Origin of the sequence: Mesorhizobium sp. M8A.F.Ca.ET.202.01.1.1 (assembly GCF_004791595.1) — a bacterium.
Classification (GTDB): domain Bacteria; phylum Pseudomonadota; class Alphaproteobacteria; order Rhizobiales; family Rhizobiaceae; genus Mesorhizobium.
On record NZ_SRUN01000016.1, the window covers coordinates 82826 to 97909 of the forward strand.

Below are 15084 nucleotides of genomic sequence, written 5' to 3' on the forward strand. Positions count from 1 at the left end.
GCTGAAGCTTCGGTCTCGGAAATGGCAGTCATGACGGACCGCTTTGAACAGCATTTGGCCGATGGCGTCCAGACAACAGCCAACAAACTTTCGTGTCGCGCCGCGGCCTGTTATGGATGAGCGGGGTGGCCGAGGAACGCAGACGCATGAAGCCTATCTATATCGACTACCTCAATGCCCTCGACATCGAAGCCCTTGCCATGACCGATGCCGAGATCATCGGTGCGGTCGAGGCCGGGCTCATCGCACAAGGCAAGGGCCAGACGGTGATCGAGCCGCGTGTCCACCTCGAACCCGACCCGTCCTTCCACGGCCATTTCAATGTCCTGCGCGGCTACGTCGCGCCGCTCGATACCGCGGGCGTCAAGATCGTCGGCGACTATGTCGACAACTACCTTCACGGCCTGCCTTCGGAATTCGGCATCCTCAATTTGTTCGATCCGCGCACCGGCACCCCACGCGCCATCCTCGACGCCACCGTCATCACCGACATGCGCACCGGCGCCGTCACCGCCATCGGCGCCAAACATCTGGCGCGCAAGAACTCGAAAGTGCTGGCCCATATCGGCGCGCGCGGCACCGCCTACTGGAACGTGCGCCTGCTCGACCATCTCTTCGATTTCGACGAAATCCGCGTCCACTCGCGCCGGCCGGAAAGCCGCGACGGCTTTGCCGCCAAATTGTCGGCCGACCTCGGCAAGACGGTCACCGCCGTGGCCGACTGGAAAAGCTGCGTCGAAGGGGCCGACATTGTCGTCGAGGCCTCGCGCCTGCCGGAGCCGCAACCGCTGCTCAAGACCGAATGGATCAAGCCCGGCGCGCTGGTGGTGCCCTATGGCACGATGAGCGCGGTGGAGCTGTCGCTGACCGACATCATGCAGAAGATGGTCGTCGACGATTGGGGCCAGTGCAAGGGCGGCAAGTTCGGCTCGCTGCGCGCCCATGTCGAGACCGGGCGGCTGAGCGAGACGACGCTGCATGCCGAACTCGGCCAGATCGCCGCCGGCCTGAGGCCGGGACGGCAGAGCGACGACGAGACCATCCTGTTCTGGCATCGTGGCCTGTCGCTGTCCGACATCGCGCTTGGCAAGGCGATGCTGGCCAAGGCACAGGCGCAAGGCATCGGCCAGAGGCTGCGCTTCGCATGAGCGCGCTCGTCCTCACCGGGGCCGGCGTCAGTGTCGGCGATGTCGCCGCCGTCGCCCGCGAGGCGCGCAAGGTGGAAATCGGAGCCGATGTCATCGGCAGGCTGGAGAAGGCACGAAAGGTGCTCGACCAGGCCGCAGCCTCGGGCCAGCAGATCTACGGCCTGAACACCGGTCTCGGCGCCAATCTCGGCACATCGGTCGAGGGTGACGCCAGCGCCTTCCAGCGCCAGTTGCTCGAAGGCCGCAGCGGCGCGGTCGGCGGGGCCCTGCCGGTCGAAACCGTGCGGGCAACCATGCTCGCCCGCCTGACGATGCTGTCGGCGGGCGGCTCCGGCCTGTCGCCCGCAGTGTTCGTTGCCCTGGTCGATGTCCTCAACGCCGGCGTCCATCCGGTGATGCCGTCGCTCGGCTCCATCGGCGCCGGCGACCTGGTGCTGATGACCGCGATCGCCCGCCTGCTGATCGGCGAAGGCGAAGCCGATTATCAGGGAAGGCGCATGCCGGCGGTCAAGGCGCTGATGATGGCCCGTCTCGGCCCCATCGGCCTGGCGCCCACGGATGGGCTGTCGCTGATCAACGCTTCCGCCGTCTCCGCTGGCGGCGGCTCGCTTGTGGTCACGGACGCGTTGTCGGCCCTTGACCAGCAGCAGCAGGCCGGCGCGCTGACCATGGAAGGGTTTGGCGCCAACCGCACCATCCTCGACCCGCGCCTGCACATGGCGCGGCCAGCCGCTGGCCAGCAGGAAGCCGCCAAGGCGCTGCACGATCTTCTCGCCCGCGACGAAGCGCCGGCGCCCACCACCCTACAGGATCCGCTGTCGATCCGCTGCATGCCCTCGATCCATGGCGTGCTGATCGAGGCGATCGGCCAGGCAAAACGCGCCGTCGAGATCGAACTCAATGCCGCCGCCGACAACCCGCTGGTTCTGAGCGACGACGGGCTGGTGCTGTCGACCGGCAACTTCCACACCGCTTCGCTGGCGCTCGCCTTCGAGGCGCTCAGCCTGGCAATCGCTCAATGCGCGGCCGCCAGTGCAGCCCGCTTCGTCCAGCTCACCGGCTCGGGCCGCAACAGCCTGCCGAAATATCTGTCGCCGGTCGGCGGCGCCTCGGCCGGTTTCGTGCCGCTGCAGAAGACGGTGACATCGATCCTGGCTGCCATCCGTCACAAGGCCAATCCGGTGATGCTCGACTTCCTGCCCGTCTCGGAAGGCGTCGAGGATCACGCCACGCAGACGCCGCTGGCGGTTTCGAAATGCGCTGACATGATCGTGCTGTGGCGGCGGTTGATCGCTTTCGAACTGATGGCGGCCGCCCAGGCCGTCGACCTGCGTGAAGGGTTGACGCTGGCACCAGGCACGTCAGCCGTCCACACGGCGATACGCGCGCTGGTCCCTTCCCTGAAGGAGGACCGGCCGCTCGGCGTCGATGCGGAGGCACTCCACGCCGCGCTGGCCGGCAATGCGTGGCGGCCGGCCCTAGCTCCGGCCGACCTTGTCGAGAAACAGGCGTAGCTCGGTCGGGTCCATGTGCACGATGTGCCTGTCCTCGGGATAGGCGCCGCTGTTGACGTCGGCGACATATTCGGAGAACGCCGCCACCCGCTCGGCCTGCAGCCGGTCATACTCGGCGGCGAAGTTGCGATAGACCTTGGAGTGGCGCGGCATGTGGCCTCTGTTCTGGCCAAGGATGTCGTCGGCGAATAGATATTGCGCGTCGCAGCCGGTGCCCGCGCCCATCGACAGCATGATCAGCGACGTCCGCTCCGAGATCGCCTTCGCCACTTCGACCGGCACAACTTCTATTTCGGCGCCGATGGCGCCCACTGCCTCCAGTTGCTTCACCGCCTCGAACACCTGCATGGCCGTGTCGGCGGACTTGCCGACAGCCTTGAAGCCGCCTGTCCAGGTCGCGCGCGATGGAATGAGGCCGACATGGCCGATGACGGGAATGGCATCGTCCGCCATCCGCTTGATGGTGGCATAGCCGGCGCTGCAATAGACCGCGTCGGCGCCGGCCTTGTAGAGCCGAAAAGCCCAACGCAGGAAATCGTCCGATGTGCCGATCTCGTAGAAATTGTCGCCCGGCATGGTGAACAGGCTGGGCGCCGCATCGCGGTATTGCGGATTGAGCACCAGTTCGGGCGGCACCGAGACGATGTCGACCCCTGCCCGCTCGGCGGCTTCCGCCTCATCCAGTGTCAGCACGCGCAGCATGGTCAGCTGCCGCTTGCCCTTCATGGCGCGCAGATCGGCGACGGTCGGTCTCTTTCGGCTCATTGAACTCTTGTCCCTGTTTCTGGATGGCGGCTCGTCAGCCGATCTCGATCATCACCTTGCCAGCTTCGATTCGGACTGGATAGGTCTTGAGGTTGACGCAGACCGGCGCGCCCTTGGCCTGGCCGGTCTTGTAGTTGAAGCGGCCATTGTGCTTGGGACATTCGATGATGTCGTCCATGACAAGCCCGTCGGCCAGATGCGCCTTTTCATGCGTGCAAAAACCATCGGTGGCGAAGAACTCGTCATCCGGCGAGCGATAGATCGCGAAGCTCCGCCCACCATGGTCGAAGCGGATGACATCCTCTTCCTCGACATCGTCCACGGCGCACGCTTCCAGCCACTCGGCCATCTCAATCTCCTGCGGACATTATCGATCGCTATTCGGCCGCCGCCGACATATCGACCTCGTGGAACTCGCCGCGATAGGGGCTGGCCGTCGGCGGCAGTTCGCGCTTGAGGTAATAATCCTCGTATTTCAGCTGCCGGAGCAGCACCGGCCAAACCTCGCGGTAGGCATGCCACATCGACGGGTTCGGCTGGGGCAGATCATGCTTGATCAGTTCGTGCAGCCTGGGCAGCGCGTGATAGGGCACCATCGGGAACATGTGGTGCTCCACATGGTAGTTCATGTTCCAGTAAATGAACCGGCTGATCGGGTTCATGTAGACGGTGCGGGTGTTGAGCCGGTGGTCGACGACATTGTCGGCCAGACCGATATGCTGCAGCAGGCCGGTCGTCACCATGTGCCAGGTGCCGTAGAGGCGCGGCAGGCCGATCAGCACCAGCGGTATCCACGACCTCAGCGCGATGGCAAGCGCGATCGTCCCGACATAGATGGCGACGTGCCAGCGGGCGGCGACGACCGCCCTATGCTGTTCCATCTCGGGGATATAGCTCTTCTCTTCATCCGACAGCCTGCCGAAGGCCTGTCGCACCAGCGTCGGCAGCGAATAGCGGAAATCGAGAATGCCGGTGAACGCCAGCCCCGCCTTCAACAGGTCCGGCGGACGCATGACGGCGATCTCGGCGTCGCGGCCGACGATGATGGTGTCGGTGTGGTGGCGGGCATGGCTCCAGCGCCATTGCACGGGATTGCGCATCAGCATGAACGAGGCGATGTGATAAACGACATCGTTCATCCAGCGCGTGCGGAACGCCGTGCCGTGGCCGCACTCGTGCCAGCGCGAGTCGCTCGACGAGCCGTAGAGCACGCCGTAGACGAACAGGAACGGCACCGTCCACCACGAACCCCAGAACCAGACGATGCCGGCGGCCGAACCCAGGATCGCGACAATCCAGATGACGGTGTCGCGGATCGCCGGGCCGTCGGAACGCTGCATAAGTTCCTTCATCGCCTTGCGTGAGACGTCGGTGTGGTACCACTCGGCCGAGGCCAGGCCGGTCTCGATCGCGGCCCGGGTGCTTTCGCCGACCAGGCTGTAGTCGCGCTTCTTTGCCATCGTCGTCACACTGACCTCCAATCGTCGCGCACCGCTGGCAATCCGGTCCGCCGGCCGGAGGGCTTGCTTTGGATGAATGTCGCGCTCATGTCCTGCCGGCCAGTCTTGGAAAGTTTCCGGAAGGCTCAGGATAATCCTGCTCGGGCTGTCGGGCGATAGCCGCGATCCTGGCTTCGGCCGCCGCGATCTCACCGGCGCCGTCGAGAACCCGGAACACCGCGTCGTAGGCCCGGCTTTCGCCATGCTCCAGCCAGATCATCTCGCCGCGCTCGCGGGCGGCGAGATCGCCCAGCACATGGTGGGTCGAAGGCTCCATCCCCAGCGCGTACTGCCCGGCCTGGAAATTCTGCCACTGGTAGGCACACGGCAACTGGTCCTTGCGCGTCACCAGTTCGAGACCGAGCCCGATGCGGTCGTTGACGACGGCCACCGGCACCTCGCCATTGGCATCGGCAGCCATCTCATGCTGCCAGACCTGTTCGCTGAAGCCCGGTTGCGGCGCAGGCGCCGTGCGATAGCCGACCTTCTGCGCCGCGTAGCGCTCGCCGGCATGGCCGGCCCAGACGACGTCGCGGATCGGCGCCAGATAACGCGAGCCCTCATCCAGCAAGGGATGGCTGATATTGACATGATAGAAATACATATGCGGCGTGCGGTTGAAGCCGTGATTGACGACATGGTCGGAAAGCCGGATCTCGTTGCCGCCGACATCGGCCTCGATGCGGCGGATGAGATGGAGGTCCTCGCCGAATACCGCCGATTGCTGGACGATGCCTTCGGCCCACAGCACGCAACGGTCGCCGTCCCAACGCTCGCCATAGCCGGTCAGCCGCGCCGGGATGGTGCCGACACGGCCATGCAGCGAATGGAGCACCGTCTTCCTGCCGGGGTAGTTGTAGCTGTCGGCGGGTACGGTCTCACGGCCCAGAACATGGTCGAGGCCGCAGGTGACGAGCAGGCCGGAGAACGAGCGCGCCCAGGCCAGCCCCCCTTCCCCTTCATACTCGTGCAGGCCCGGATGGCGAAAGCCGCTCGGTGAATGCCAGCCGATCGCCTGGCCCTTGAAGTCGCAATCGGCGATGTCGAGCGCCCGGTCGACCAGCGCGGTGAAGCGCAGGCCCGAGCCGGTGCGGAATTCGAGCATACGGATGCCGCGCTCCACACCGTCGCCGAGCGTCATCAGCCGCACGCCGGCGAATTGCGACAGCATGCCGGATCGCTCGGCCACTTGCCGGCGTGACAGCGTCTTGCCGTATAGCTCTACCATGCGACGCCCTTCACTTTGCCCTCGCCTCCTTGAGCAAGGCCGACATGTCGGCGCCGGTGATGATGCTTTCCACGGTCAAGAGGTCGGTGTCGGCGACCGTCTGTTCGGCGACGATCTCACCGCGCCGCATCACGACGATGCGGTCGGCGACCTGGAAGACATGGTGGATGTTGTGGGTGATCAGCAGCACCGAATGGCCGGCGTCGCGCACCTCCTTGACGAAACGCAGCACGCCATGGGTCTCCTCGACGCCGAGATTGTTGGTCGGCTCGTCGAGGATGATGACCTTGGCGGCAAACTGCATGGCGCGCGAGATCGCGATCGACTGACGTTCGCCGCCCGAAAGTGTGCTCACCAGCGCGTCCGCGTCGAGCTTTTTCGAGATGCCGACGCGCTTCAGCAACGCCGAGGCGGCTTCGCGCAGCTTGGCGAGGTCGAGCGGCGCGAACACGCCGAGCCAGCCGAAATTGACCGGCTCGCGGCCGAGGAAAAGATTGCGCGCGATGCTGAGGTCCGGCGCCAGCGACGTGTCCTGGTGGATGGTCTCGATGCCGAGGTCCATGGCATCGCGCGTCGAGCGGATCGAAACCTTCTCGCCGCGCACATAGATGTCGCCGCGATCGACGGGGAAGACACCCGAGATCGCCTTGATCAGCGTCGATTTGCCGGCGCCATTGTCGCCGAGCAGCGCCACCACCTCGCCTTCCCGCAATGTCAGCGAGGCGTTCTTCAGCGCCCGCACGCTGCCGAAGGACTTTTGCAGGTTCTGCAGCCGAAGTACTTCTTGCATCATCGTCAGCCCCTTGCGGCGTTCTTCTGCAGCAAAGCGTGCAGGATGAGCATGGCGAGGATGATCAGGCCGACAAAGATGTTGTAGGCGAGCCCCGGCACGCCGATCAGCACGATGCCGTTTCGGATGGCGCGCAGCATCAGCGCGCCGACGATGGTGCCGAGGATCGTACCGCGTCCGCCGGTCAGCGCCGTGCCGCCGACGACCACCATGGCGATCACCTCCAACTCGTAGCCGGTGCCGGCCACCGGCGAGGCGGCGGAGATGCGGAAGGCGCTGATCATGCCGGCAAGGCCGGCCAGCATGGAGGTCGCGACGAACAGCCAGATCTTGACGCTATCGGCGGGCACGCCGCGCGCCACCGCCGCGTTGCGGTTCGAACCAATGGCGCTGATCCAGTTGCCGAGCTTGGCGTAACGCAGGATGTAGATGGCAAACGCCGAAAGGCCGATGAACCACCACAGCGATGTGTAGAAGCGGAACGAACCGATGTTGAAGCTGCCCGCCAGCAGTGTCACGAAGAATCCCGGCTGGTCCCAGGATTTCAGCGGAAAGCCCTGCGTGATGTAAAGCGCTGCCCCGCGCACGACGAGCAGCATCGACAGTGTCACCAGGAAGGACGAAATGCCGATCTTGGTGACGATCAGTCCGTTGATCGCGCCGATCGCGATGCAGAGCAGCAGCCCGGTAAGCAGCGCCACGCCGATATCGACGCCCCCATTCTGCACCAGCAGCATCACCACCACAGGCGCCAGCCCGAACACGGCGCCGACGGAAAGGTCGAATTCGCCTGCCGTCAAAAGCAGCGTCATGCCGAGCGCGATGATGCCGAGTTCGGGCAGGAACGCCATCATGTTGGAGATGTTGAGCGGCGACAGGAAATTGGCGTCGGCGACAGCAAACACCGCCAGCAGGACGATGAGGATGATGAAGGAGGAGAATTGCGGCGAGCACAGCAGGCTGGACCTGCCTTTCGCCCTCGGCGCGTCGTCTTCTGCGGCAATTGTCATGACTGCTTGGACCATGCTTGGAAAAACGCCCGCCGCTTTAGGCGGGCGCCGGCTTCTCATTTCTTGTCGTAGAGCTTCAGGATCGGCTCGACGCTGGCGGCGTCGTAGAGACCGAAAGTATGGATGTCGTAGCCGATCGGTTCGCCCGAGGCAGCGAGCCCGAGCAGCGCCACCGGCATGAAGCCCTGCGCGGACGGGTACTGCCAGGCGGCGGCGTTGACGAAGCCATCCTTGACGGCCTGCGCCGTCTCCTTGGAATTGCCCCAGCCGACGACGGGGATTTTGCCCGCCGGCACACCGGCGCCATCGAACACGCGCTTGACGCTGGCCGCCACGGAATCGCCGAGCGCGATGATCGCCGGCGGATTGTTGGCGACCATGTAGTCGGTCATCTTGGCGATGATGCCGGCCGGGTCGGTGCCGCAATCGACCACGTCATATTTGATCCCCAACGGATCGAAAACGCTGGCAATGCCCTCAGTCTCGAGCTGCTGATAGCTGGCGCCGGGAACCTCGACCGGCAGGAAAACCTTGTCGCCCTGCTTCACCATCTTGTGGTCGACGAGGTATTTGGCCCAGGTGACGCCCGCTTCCTTGAGATCCGCGCCGACATAGGCCTGCCGTCCGGTCGCCGGATCGTCGGTGTTGAAGAACACGATCGGGATGCCGGCCGACTTTGCCGCTTTCACCTCCTCGGTCCACAGGCCCGGCTGCGCCGAGGTGGTGGCGATGCCGTCGGGCTTGGCGGCAAGCGCCGAATTGAAGGCCTCCTTCTGTGCCGCCATGTCGCCGCCGCTGAAGGAGATCTTGCAGGTCACCTTGAGCTGGTCGCAGGCCTTGGTCGCGCCGGCGTTCCAGTCGATCCAGAACGCATCCGACGGGCCGCCATGCGACAAGAGATAGAAGGTCTTCTGGCTGTCCTGCGCCTGCGCCGTCGTGCCAAGGGCGACGCCGGCGAGCACTGTCGCGGCGGCAGCCAGTTTCCAAGCGAATTTCAACATTCTTTCCTCCCTTGTTTGACGCCGCGCCGCCACGCACCGGGCGGCGCGGCTAGCCGTCACAGGCCGTTGGCGCGGAACTTCCCGTCGAGGAACGTCTTGGCGCGCGGCACGTCGTCCTCCGACAGATGCTCGATGATCACAGGGATGTTCGGATGCTTTTCAGCCAGCCGCTGGAGATAGAGGTCGTAGTTCAGCGAACCGAGGCCGGGCGCCGGCAGTTCGATTTCACCAACCCCACGGAAGGTGTGGCTTTCCATCGCGTCGGCGTCACCGATGTCGGCATGCTTCTCCGACTTGTCGTCGCCCGAGCGCTTGACGTCCTTGGCATGCGCGATCTTGATCTTGTCGGTCAGCGTGTCGAACACCTGGTTCAGGATCTGGTCCATCCGGTCGATGTTGTGGGTCTCGAAATAATTGGTCGGATCCATCAGCAGGCCGAGACCGGGATGATCGACCTGCGCGAACATCCTGACCGTCTCCTCGACCGAGCCGACGACGTTGTTGACATAGGTTTCGAGCAGGAACACCGCGCCGTGGTCATAGGCCGTCTGGGCGAGGTCGGCGATCACCTTGCGGCATTCCTCGAACCCTTCCTCGGTCTTGTTCTTGGGGTGATGCACCCAGTCGGATTCGGTGTTGTAGGTGCCGGTTTCCGAGATCACGTAAGGCGAGCCGAAATGACGGGCGTTACGGATAATCTCCTTGAGATAGCCGACGCGCTTGTCACGCTCGGCGTTGTCAGGATGAATGATGTTGGTGTAGCCCGATACGCAGCAGACCGGCAGATTGTTGTCGCGGAAGACGTCGCGCACCTTCTTGGCCTTGTCCTTGGTGATCTGGCCGGCCGACAGGTCGACATCCCTGAAATGCAGGTCGAGCTGCACCGTATTGAAACCGAGCCCGCGGATCTTCTTCGCCGTCTCTTCAAGGCCGTACGGGAAATAGCCCGTGAAAATACCTGCCTGCATCATGATGTGAATTCCTCCCTGTAAGCGATTCAGTTGTCTGGTGTTTCAGTTGCGATGATCAGGTGGCGATTTCGGAAAGCTTGACCGTTCGGCCCTCGTCGATCGAGCGGTAGCCCGCTTCGACCAGCGCCATGGTCTTGACGTTGTCGGCGACCGACAGCGCCGGCGGCGTGCCTGTCTTCACCGCGTGCTGCAGCTGCTCCATCACGCCGATGAAGGCATGCGGGAACCACATCGTCTCCCAGCTCGGGCTGACCCACTCGCCCCCGGTCGTCTCCGCCGAGGCGTAAGTCAGTGTCGAGGCGGCACCCGTCGGCCAGCCGATCATGCCCTTGGCGACGCCCTTGGTGCCGTCGACGCGCCAGTTGATGTGCTGGTCGTCGCGATAGCCCTCCTGGCGCGGACCGGACCAGACGTCCTCCAGCGACACGGCGAGCACGCCTGTGGGGAAACGCAGCGTCGAGACGGTGATGCCGTCGGAATGGTCGAACTGCGTGCGCGGATCCTTACGCGTCAGCGTCGTGATCTCGTCGGGATCGCCGAACAGGAAGCGCAGCACGTCGAGGTGATGCACGCTCATATTGGCGAGCGTCAGCCGGTCGTAACCCTGAAGGAAAGTCTGCCAATGCGGGATGGCATGCATGTCGATCTGCGCGAAGACGATGTCGCCGAGCGCGCCGCTGTCGATGATCTGCTTCAGCACGCGCATCGACTGGTCGTAGCGCATGTTCTGGTTGACCGAGAGGATCTTGCCGGCCTTCGTCGCCTCGTCGCGCAGCTTGACCGCTTCCTCGACCGAAAGCGCCAATGGCTTCTGCGCCAGGATCGCCTTGATGTGCTTCTGCTTCAGCGCATGGCGGATCAGCGCCGGCTGCTGGTCGGGCGGAAAGGCAAGGTCGATGATCTCGACGTTTGCGTCCTCGATCAGTTGTTCAGGCGTGTCGTGGACGGTCGGGATGCTCCAACGGTCGGCGACCTTTTGCGCATTCGCCTTTGTGCGCGAAGCGATCGCCACCACCGGGAACCCCGCCTCCTTGTAAGCGGCCAGGTGGCACTCGGCCATGATCATGCCGGCGCCGACGCAGCCGATCCTGTATTCCTTCGTGCGGACCTTCACATCCGGCTCGAAGCCCTTGCCTGTCATGCCTTCCTCCCGAAATTCTGTCCTCGCGGCCGCATTCATCTTGCCAACGCGCCTCCGCCCTGTCCGAAATAATGCACGCGTGCCGGCTCGCAGAATATCGCCACCATCGCATCGGGCCTGATATCGGGCTGGCCGCGCAGCAGTGCCTTCAGCCGCGCCTGCCCGGCGGCGAGCGTCACCACGGTGTAGCCGCCAAGCGGCTCGACCTCGAACACCCGCGCCGGGCGGCCCCGGCCCGCCTTCTCGTTGTCGCTCCAGGGGCTGACCTTGATGTCTTCCGGCCTCAGTCCGATCTCGACTGCGTCGGCCGGAGCCGCGCGGTCGGCGATGCTGAGCGCGCCTTCGGCGGCTTCGACGCCGCTCTCGCCGCGAACGGATTTGAGGATGTTCATGACAGGCGAACCGAGCAGCCGCGCCACATAGGTGCTGACCGGGCGGTCATAGATCTCGGCCGGCGCGCCGATCTGCCTGATCCTGCCATTGTCCAGGATGGCGATGCGGTCGGCGATCGACATCGCCTCTTCCTGGTCATGGGTGACATAGATCAGCGTCTTGCCGAGGTCGCGCTGGATGCGCTTCAACTCAACGCGCGTTTCCTCGCGCAGCCGCGCATCGAGCGCCGAGATCGGATCGTCCATCAGGTAGGCATTGGGATCGCGCACCAGCGCCCGTGCGATCGCCACGCGCTGCCGCTCGCCGCCCGAAAGCTGTGCCGGCGGCTTGTGCAGGATATGGCCGATATGCAGCTTGGCCGCGACATCGGCGACGCGCCGCTTGATATCGACGTCGGCGACCTTCCGCTCGACCAGCGGAAAGCGGACATTGTCGAGCGCGCTCATATGCGGGAACAACGCCAGGTTCTGGAACACCATCGCCACGTTGCGCTCGGCCGGCGACACGGTGTTGACCGGCCTGCCACCGATGAGGATTTCGCCGGCATCCGGCGTCTCCAGCCCGAGCACCAGCCGCAGGATGGTCGACTTGCCCGACAGCGGCGGCCCGAAGAAGCAAAAGAACTCGTTGTCGTTGACGGTGAACGAGGCATCGTCGACGGCGAGTGTGTCGCCGTAGCGTTTCGTGACATTGCGGAAGACGATATCGGCCATGGCTCAGCCCGCCCCCATCGCAAGGCCGCTGACGGCGTCGAAGACGCGCACCGAGGACGCCGCGGGTGCGACGACGGCGGCCTGCCCGATCGACAACCCGACATCATTGTCGAAGACCGCTTTCACGGCGCCCTCGCCCTGGCCGAGATGAACGATGGTACGTGCGCCGATGCGTTCGACGAAGGTGACAGGCATGGCAAGCCCGCGCCCGTCTTGCGCCAAGGCCACTTGTTCCGGCCGGAAACCGTAGAGGACCTCGCCGCCTGCGCCGCGCACGCTGGCCGCCAGCTCATCCGGCAATGGCGGCGTGATGCCCAGCGGCCCGAGATCGACGACCAGACCCCGGTCGCTCTCCGCCGGCCTGCCCTTGAGCAGGTTCATGCCGGGCGCGCCGATGAAGCGGGCGACGAACACATTGGCCGGATTGTTGTAGACTTCGAGCGGCGTGCCGACCTGCTGCAGCACGCCATGGTCCATGACCGCGATGCGGTCGGCCATGGTCATGGCTTCCAACTGGTCGTGGGTGACATAGACCATGGTCTGCTTGAACTGGCGCTGCAGCTGTTTCAGCTCGGTGCGCATGACCGCGCGGAAGGCCGCGTCGACATTGGACAGCGGCTCGTCGAGCAGGAAGATCGCCGGCTCCATGATCGCGGAGCGGCCGATCGCCACGCGCTGCAGGATATTGACCGAGAGCCGGTCTGCCTTGCGGTCGAGCAGCGGCGTCAGTTGCAACAGTTCGGCGATGGCGCCGACGCGCCGGTCGATCTCGGCCTTGGCGGCACCCCGCATCCTCGGCCCGTAGGCAAGGTTCTGGCGCACCGTCATATGGGTGAAGATGGCATAATTCTGGAACACGAAGCCGACGCCGCGCCGGCCCATCGGCACCCCGGCCATGTCGCGCTCGCCGAACAGGATCTTGCCGCTGCTCGGCTCTTCCATGCCGGCGATCATGTTCATCGTCGTCGACTTGCCGCAGCCGGACGGCCCGAGCAGCGCCATGAACTCGCCGTCCGATATGTCGAGGTCCATGGTCTTCAGCGCCGTGAAGTCGCCGAATGTCTTGGTGAGGTGCTTGAGTTGGATCGTGCTCATGCCGGCACCTGCCTTGCCCGCGCCATGCGCTTCATGGCGAACACGGCGACGATGGAGAGCACGACCAGGGTGGCCAGCGCGATCGCCGCGACATAGCCCCAGATTAGGTCCTGCGTGGTGACCTTGTAGATGTAGACGGAGATGGTTTCGGTGGCGACGCCGGGGCCGCCGCCGGTCATGATGTAGAGCGTGTCGAAGATCTTGAAGTTCTCGATCACCCGGATCGCCAGCGCGATGATGATGATCGTCTTCATCTTCGGCAGCACGATGGTGGTGAAGCGCTGCCAGGGATTGGCGCCGAGCAGCGTCGCCGCCTTGATCTGGTCCTCCGGCACGCCGACGAGGCCCGCAAGCAGGATCAGGAACATCAGCGGCGTCCACTGCCAGATATCGGCGATCATCACCGCGATCAGCGCCAGCGTCGGGTCCGACAGCCAGGCGATGGTGACTTGCGTGCCGGTGACTGCCGACAGGATGTCGTTCACCGGGCCGCCCGACTGGAACAGCATGAAGAACATGTAGCCGGCCACCGCCGGCACCACCATCATCGGCATCAAGAGGATCGAATAGAAGATGCGCTTGCCGGGAAAATCGTCGGCGAACAGCGTCGCAAGTGCCAGGCCGAGCAGGAACTCGGCTGGCACGCAGACGGTCATGACGATGGCAGTGCGCTTCAGCGCGCTCCAGAAGCGCGCGTCGGCGGCGAGATCGGTGTAGTTGGCGAAGCTGTTCCACATCTCCCAGGCGTTCCACCAGCCGAGGCCCGAGAGCGGCGACCAGTCGGTGACGCTGATGTAGAGCTGCATCAACAGCGGAAAGGCCGAGATAAACAGCACCAGGATTTGCGCCGGCAAGGTCAGGCGAAAGCCCAGCCGCGTGCCTTCGTCGCGCAGGACTGGCTTGCCGCGCACGGCGCCCATCTCGTCCTCCGAAATCGTTGCGGTCAAGGCGCTCATTGCTTGAGCGCCCCAAAGGTCAGCCCGCGCACCAGATGGCGCTGGATGGCGATGCCCATGATGACCGGCGGCACGGCGGCGATCAGCCCGAGTGCTGCCTTGGCGCCATAGAGCTGGCCGGTCATCGAGGACGACAGCGAGGCCATGTAGACCGGGATCGTCACCCATTCGCGCGTCGTCAGAAGCAGCGCGATCAGATAGTCCGACCAGTTGAGGATGAAGACGAAGAGGGCAGCGCTAGCCAGCGGCGCGCGCATCATCGGCAACGTGATGCGGGTGAAGACCCGCAGCCGCGAGCAGCCTTCGACCAAGGCGGCTTCCTCGATCTCGCGCGGCATGTCGTCGAAGAAGGTCTTCATCAGCCAGAAGGCGAACGGCAGCGTGACGATGCCATAGATCAGCGCCAGACCCCACCAGCTGTCGGTGAAGTTGAGGAAAGCCCACATGATCATCACGGGGATCATGACGGCCATCGGCGGAAACAGCCTGAGCTGGATCAGCGCCAGCGGCAGGTTCTGCCCGGAGCCGAAGCGCGACAGGCCGTAGGCGGCGGCCGTGCCGGCCGACATGGCGATCGCGGTGCCGAACACCGCCGACAGCAGTGACGACAGGATCGGCTTCAGCGCGGTGCGGTCGAGCGCGACGATCAGATTGTTGGTGGATTCGCCGAACACGAACTGGAAATTGCTGAGCGTCGGGTTCTTCGGCCACCATGTCAGGTCCGCACCAGTCGCCGACCATTCGGCGATCGGCTTGAAGGCCATCGAGACCATCCACAGGATCGGCACCAGCGTGACGGCCATCGCCGCCAGGATCGCGGCGTAGCGGAATATCTCGAAGGGGACGGAACGCTTCATCTG

The 15084-nt window shown here is 64.5% G+C and carries 15 protein-coding genes; 2 read left to right on the forward strand and 13 right to left on the reverse strand.

The features are described from left to right. The first annotated feature begins 146 nt into the window (after positions 1 to 146). Both EN845_RS28700 and hutH read left to right on the forward strand, forming a co-directional pair. Positions 147 to 1148 carry an ornithine cyclodeaminase family protein gene (locus EN845_RS28700; protein WP_127873204.1) on the forward strand — a complete coding sequence of 334 codons (1002 nt, stop codon included), beginning with the start codon at positions 147 to 149 and terminating at the stop codon, positions 1146 to 1148. Next, positions 1145 to 2662, forward strand: a complete 1518-nt coding sequence (gene hutH, locus EN845_RS28705; RefSeq protein ID WP_127873205.1) for a histidine ammonia-lyase — start codon at positions 1145 to 1147, stop codon at positions 2660 to 2662. Before EN845_RS28700 ends, hutH begins: the two co-directional genes overlap by 4 nt. Here hutH and EN845_RS28710 read toward each other — a convergent pair. From EN845_RS28710 to EN845_RS28770, 13 genes are all read right to left on the reverse strand, one after another. Continuing rightward, positions 2627 to 3427 (reverse strand): 3-methyl-2-oxobutanoate hydroxymethyltransferase, encoded by an 801-nt coding sequence (locus EN845_RS28710; RefSeq protein WP_127873206.1) that lies wholly within the window; start codon positions 3425 to 3427, stop codon positions 2627 to 2629. The two genes, hutH and EN845_RS28710, sit on opposite strands and share 36 nt — an antisense overlap. 34 nt (positions 3428 to 3461) lie before the next feature. Next, positions 3462 to 3776 (reverse strand): MocE family 2Fe-2S type ferredoxin, encoded by a 315-nt coding sequence (locus EN845_RS28715; RefSeq protein ID WP_127280341.1) that lies wholly within the window; start codon positions 3774 to 3776, stop codon positions 3462 to 3464. A gap of 28 nt (positions 3777 to 3804) precedes the next feature. Beyond that, complete coding sequence (locus EN845_RS28720; RefSeq protein ID WP_127873271.1) at positions 3805 to 4887, reverse strand: fatty acid desaturase family protein; 1083 nt, start codon at positions 4885 to 4887, stop codon at positions 3805 to 3807. Positions 4888 to 4972: 85 nt separating this feature from the next. After that, positions 4973 to 6154, reverse strand: coding sequence for an aldose 1-epimerase family protein (locus EN845_RS28725; protein WP_127873207.1), 1182 nt, complete (start codon positions 6152 to 6154; stop codon positions 4973 to 4975). A gap of 10 nt (positions 6155 to 6164) precedes the next feature. Then, on the reverse strand, positions 6165 to 6947 hold the full coding sequence (locus EN845_RS28730) for an ATP-binding cassette domain-containing protein (protein WP_127873208.1): 783 nt from the start codon (positions 6945 to 6947) through the stop codon (positions 6165 to 6167). Positions 6948 to 6949: 2 nt separating this feature from the next. Further along, positions 6950 to 7954, reverse strand: a complete 1005-nt coding sequence (locus tag EN845_RS28735; protein WP_245511823.1) for an ABC transporter permease — start codon at positions 7952 to 7954, stop codon at positions 6950 to 6952. Between the two features lie 56 nt (positions 7955 to 8010). Continuing rightward, positions 8011 to 8955, reverse strand: a complete 945-nt coding sequence (locus EN845_RS28740; RefSeq protein WP_127873210.1) for a substrate-binding domain-containing protein — start codon at positions 8953 to 8955, stop codon at positions 8011 to 8013. A 56-nt stretch (positions 8956 to 9011) separates the two neighbouring features. Then, positions 9012 to 9926 carry a sugar phosphate isomerase/epimerase gene (locus EN845_RS28745; protein WP_127873211.1) on the reverse strand — a complete coding sequence of 305 codons (915 nt, stop codon included), beginning with the start codon at positions 9924 to 9926 and terminating at the stop codon, positions 9012 to 9014. 55 nt (positions 9927 to 9981) lie between these two features. After that, positions 9982 to 11067 (reverse strand): Gfo/Idh/MocA family oxidoreductase, encoded by a 1086-nt coding sequence (locus EN845_RS28750; RefSeq protein WP_127873212.1) that lies wholly within the window; start codon positions 11065 to 11067, stop codon positions 9982 to 9984. A gap of 35 nt (positions 11068 to 11102) precedes the next feature. After that, the gene (locus EN845_RS28755; RefSeq protein WP_127873213.1) at positions 11103 to 12173 is read right to left on the reverse strand and encodes an ABC transporter ATP-binding protein; all 1071 of its coding nucleotides are present in this window, start codon (positions 12171 to 12173) and stop codon (positions 11103 to 11105) included. Positions 12174 to 12176: 3 nt separating this feature from the next. After that, positions 12177 to 13268, reverse strand: coding sequence for an ABC transporter ATP-binding protein (locus EN845_RS28760; RefSeq protein WP_127873214.1), 1092 nt, complete (start codon positions 13266 to 13268; stop codon positions 12177 to 12179). Further along, positions 13265 to 14224: a sugar ABC transporter permease gene (locus tag EN845_RS28765; protein ID WP_127873215.1), complete on the reverse strand. Its 960-nt coding sequence runs from the start codon at positions 14222 to 14224 to the stop codon at positions 13265 to 13267. Before EN845_RS28765 ends, EN845_RS28760 begins: the two co-directional genes overlap by 4 nt. Further along, entirely contained in the window at positions 14221 to 15081 is an 861-nt protein-coding gene (locus EN845_RS28770; RefSeq protein ID WP_015317068.1) for a carbohydrate ABC transporter permease, read from the reverse strand. Before EN845_RS28770 ends, EN845_RS28765 begins: the two co-directional genes overlap by 4 nt. Positions 15082 to 15084: the final 3 nt, after the last annotated feature.

Coding starts and splice junctions, on each gene's coding strand:
- EN845_RS28700 (WP_127873204.1), top strand. CDS start 147: ATGAAGCCTATCTATATCGACTACCTCAATGCCCTCGACATCGAAGCC.
- hutH (WP_127873205.1), top strand. CDS start 1,145: ATGAGCGCGCTCGTCCTCACCGGGGCCGGCGTCAGTGTCGGCGATGTC.
- EN845_RS28710 (WP_127873206.1), bottom strand. CDS start 3,427: ATGAGCCGAAAGAGACCGACCGTCGCCGATCTGCGCGCCATGAAGGGC.
- EN845_RS28715 (WP_127280341.1), bottom strand. CDS start 3,776: ATGGCCGAGTGGCTGGAAGCGTGCGCCGTGGACGATGTCGAGGAAGAG.
- EN845_RS28720 (WP_127873271.1), bottom strand. CDS start 4,887: ATGGCAAAGAAGCGCGACTACAGCCTGGTCGGCGAAAGCACCCGGGCC.
- EN845_RS28725 (WP_127873207.1), bottom strand. CDS start 6,154: ATGGTAGAGCTATACGGCAAGACGCTGTCACGCCGGCAAGTGGCCGAG.
- EN845_RS28730 (WP_127873208.1), bottom strand. CDS start 6,947: ATGATGCAAGAAGTACTTCGGCTGCAGAACCTGCAAAAGTCCTTCGGC.
- EN845_RS28735 (WP_245511823.1), bottom strand. CDS start 7,954: ATGACAATTGCCGCAGAAGACGACGCGCCGAGGGCGAAAGGCAGGTCC.
- EN845_RS28740 (WP_127873210.1), bottom strand. CDS start 8,955: ATGTTGAAATTCGCTTGGAAACTGGCTGCCGCCGCGACAGTGCTCGCC.
- EN845_RS28745 (WP_127873211.1), bottom strand. CDS start 9,926: ATGATGCAGGCAGGTATTTTCACGGGCTATTTCCCGTACGGCCTTGAA.
- EN845_RS28750 (WP_127873212.1), bottom strand. CDS start 11,067: ATGACAGGCAAGGGCTTCGAGCCGGATGTGAAGGTCCGCACGAAGGAA.
- EN845_RS28755 (WP_127873213.1), bottom strand. CDS start 12,173: ATGGCCGATATCGTCTTCCGCAATGTCACGAAACGCTACGGCGACACA.
- EN845_RS28760 (WP_127873214.1), bottom strand. CDS start 13,268: ATGAGCACGATCCAACTCAAGCACCTCACCAAGACATTCGGCGACTTC.
- EN845_RS28765 (WP_127873215.1), bottom strand. CDS start 14,224: ATGAGCGCCTTGACCGCAACGATTTCGGAGGACGAGATGGGCGCCGTG.
- EN845_RS28770 (WP_015317068.1), bottom strand. CDS start 15,081: ATGAAGCGTTCCGTCCCCTTCGAGATATTCCGCTACGCCGCGATCCTG.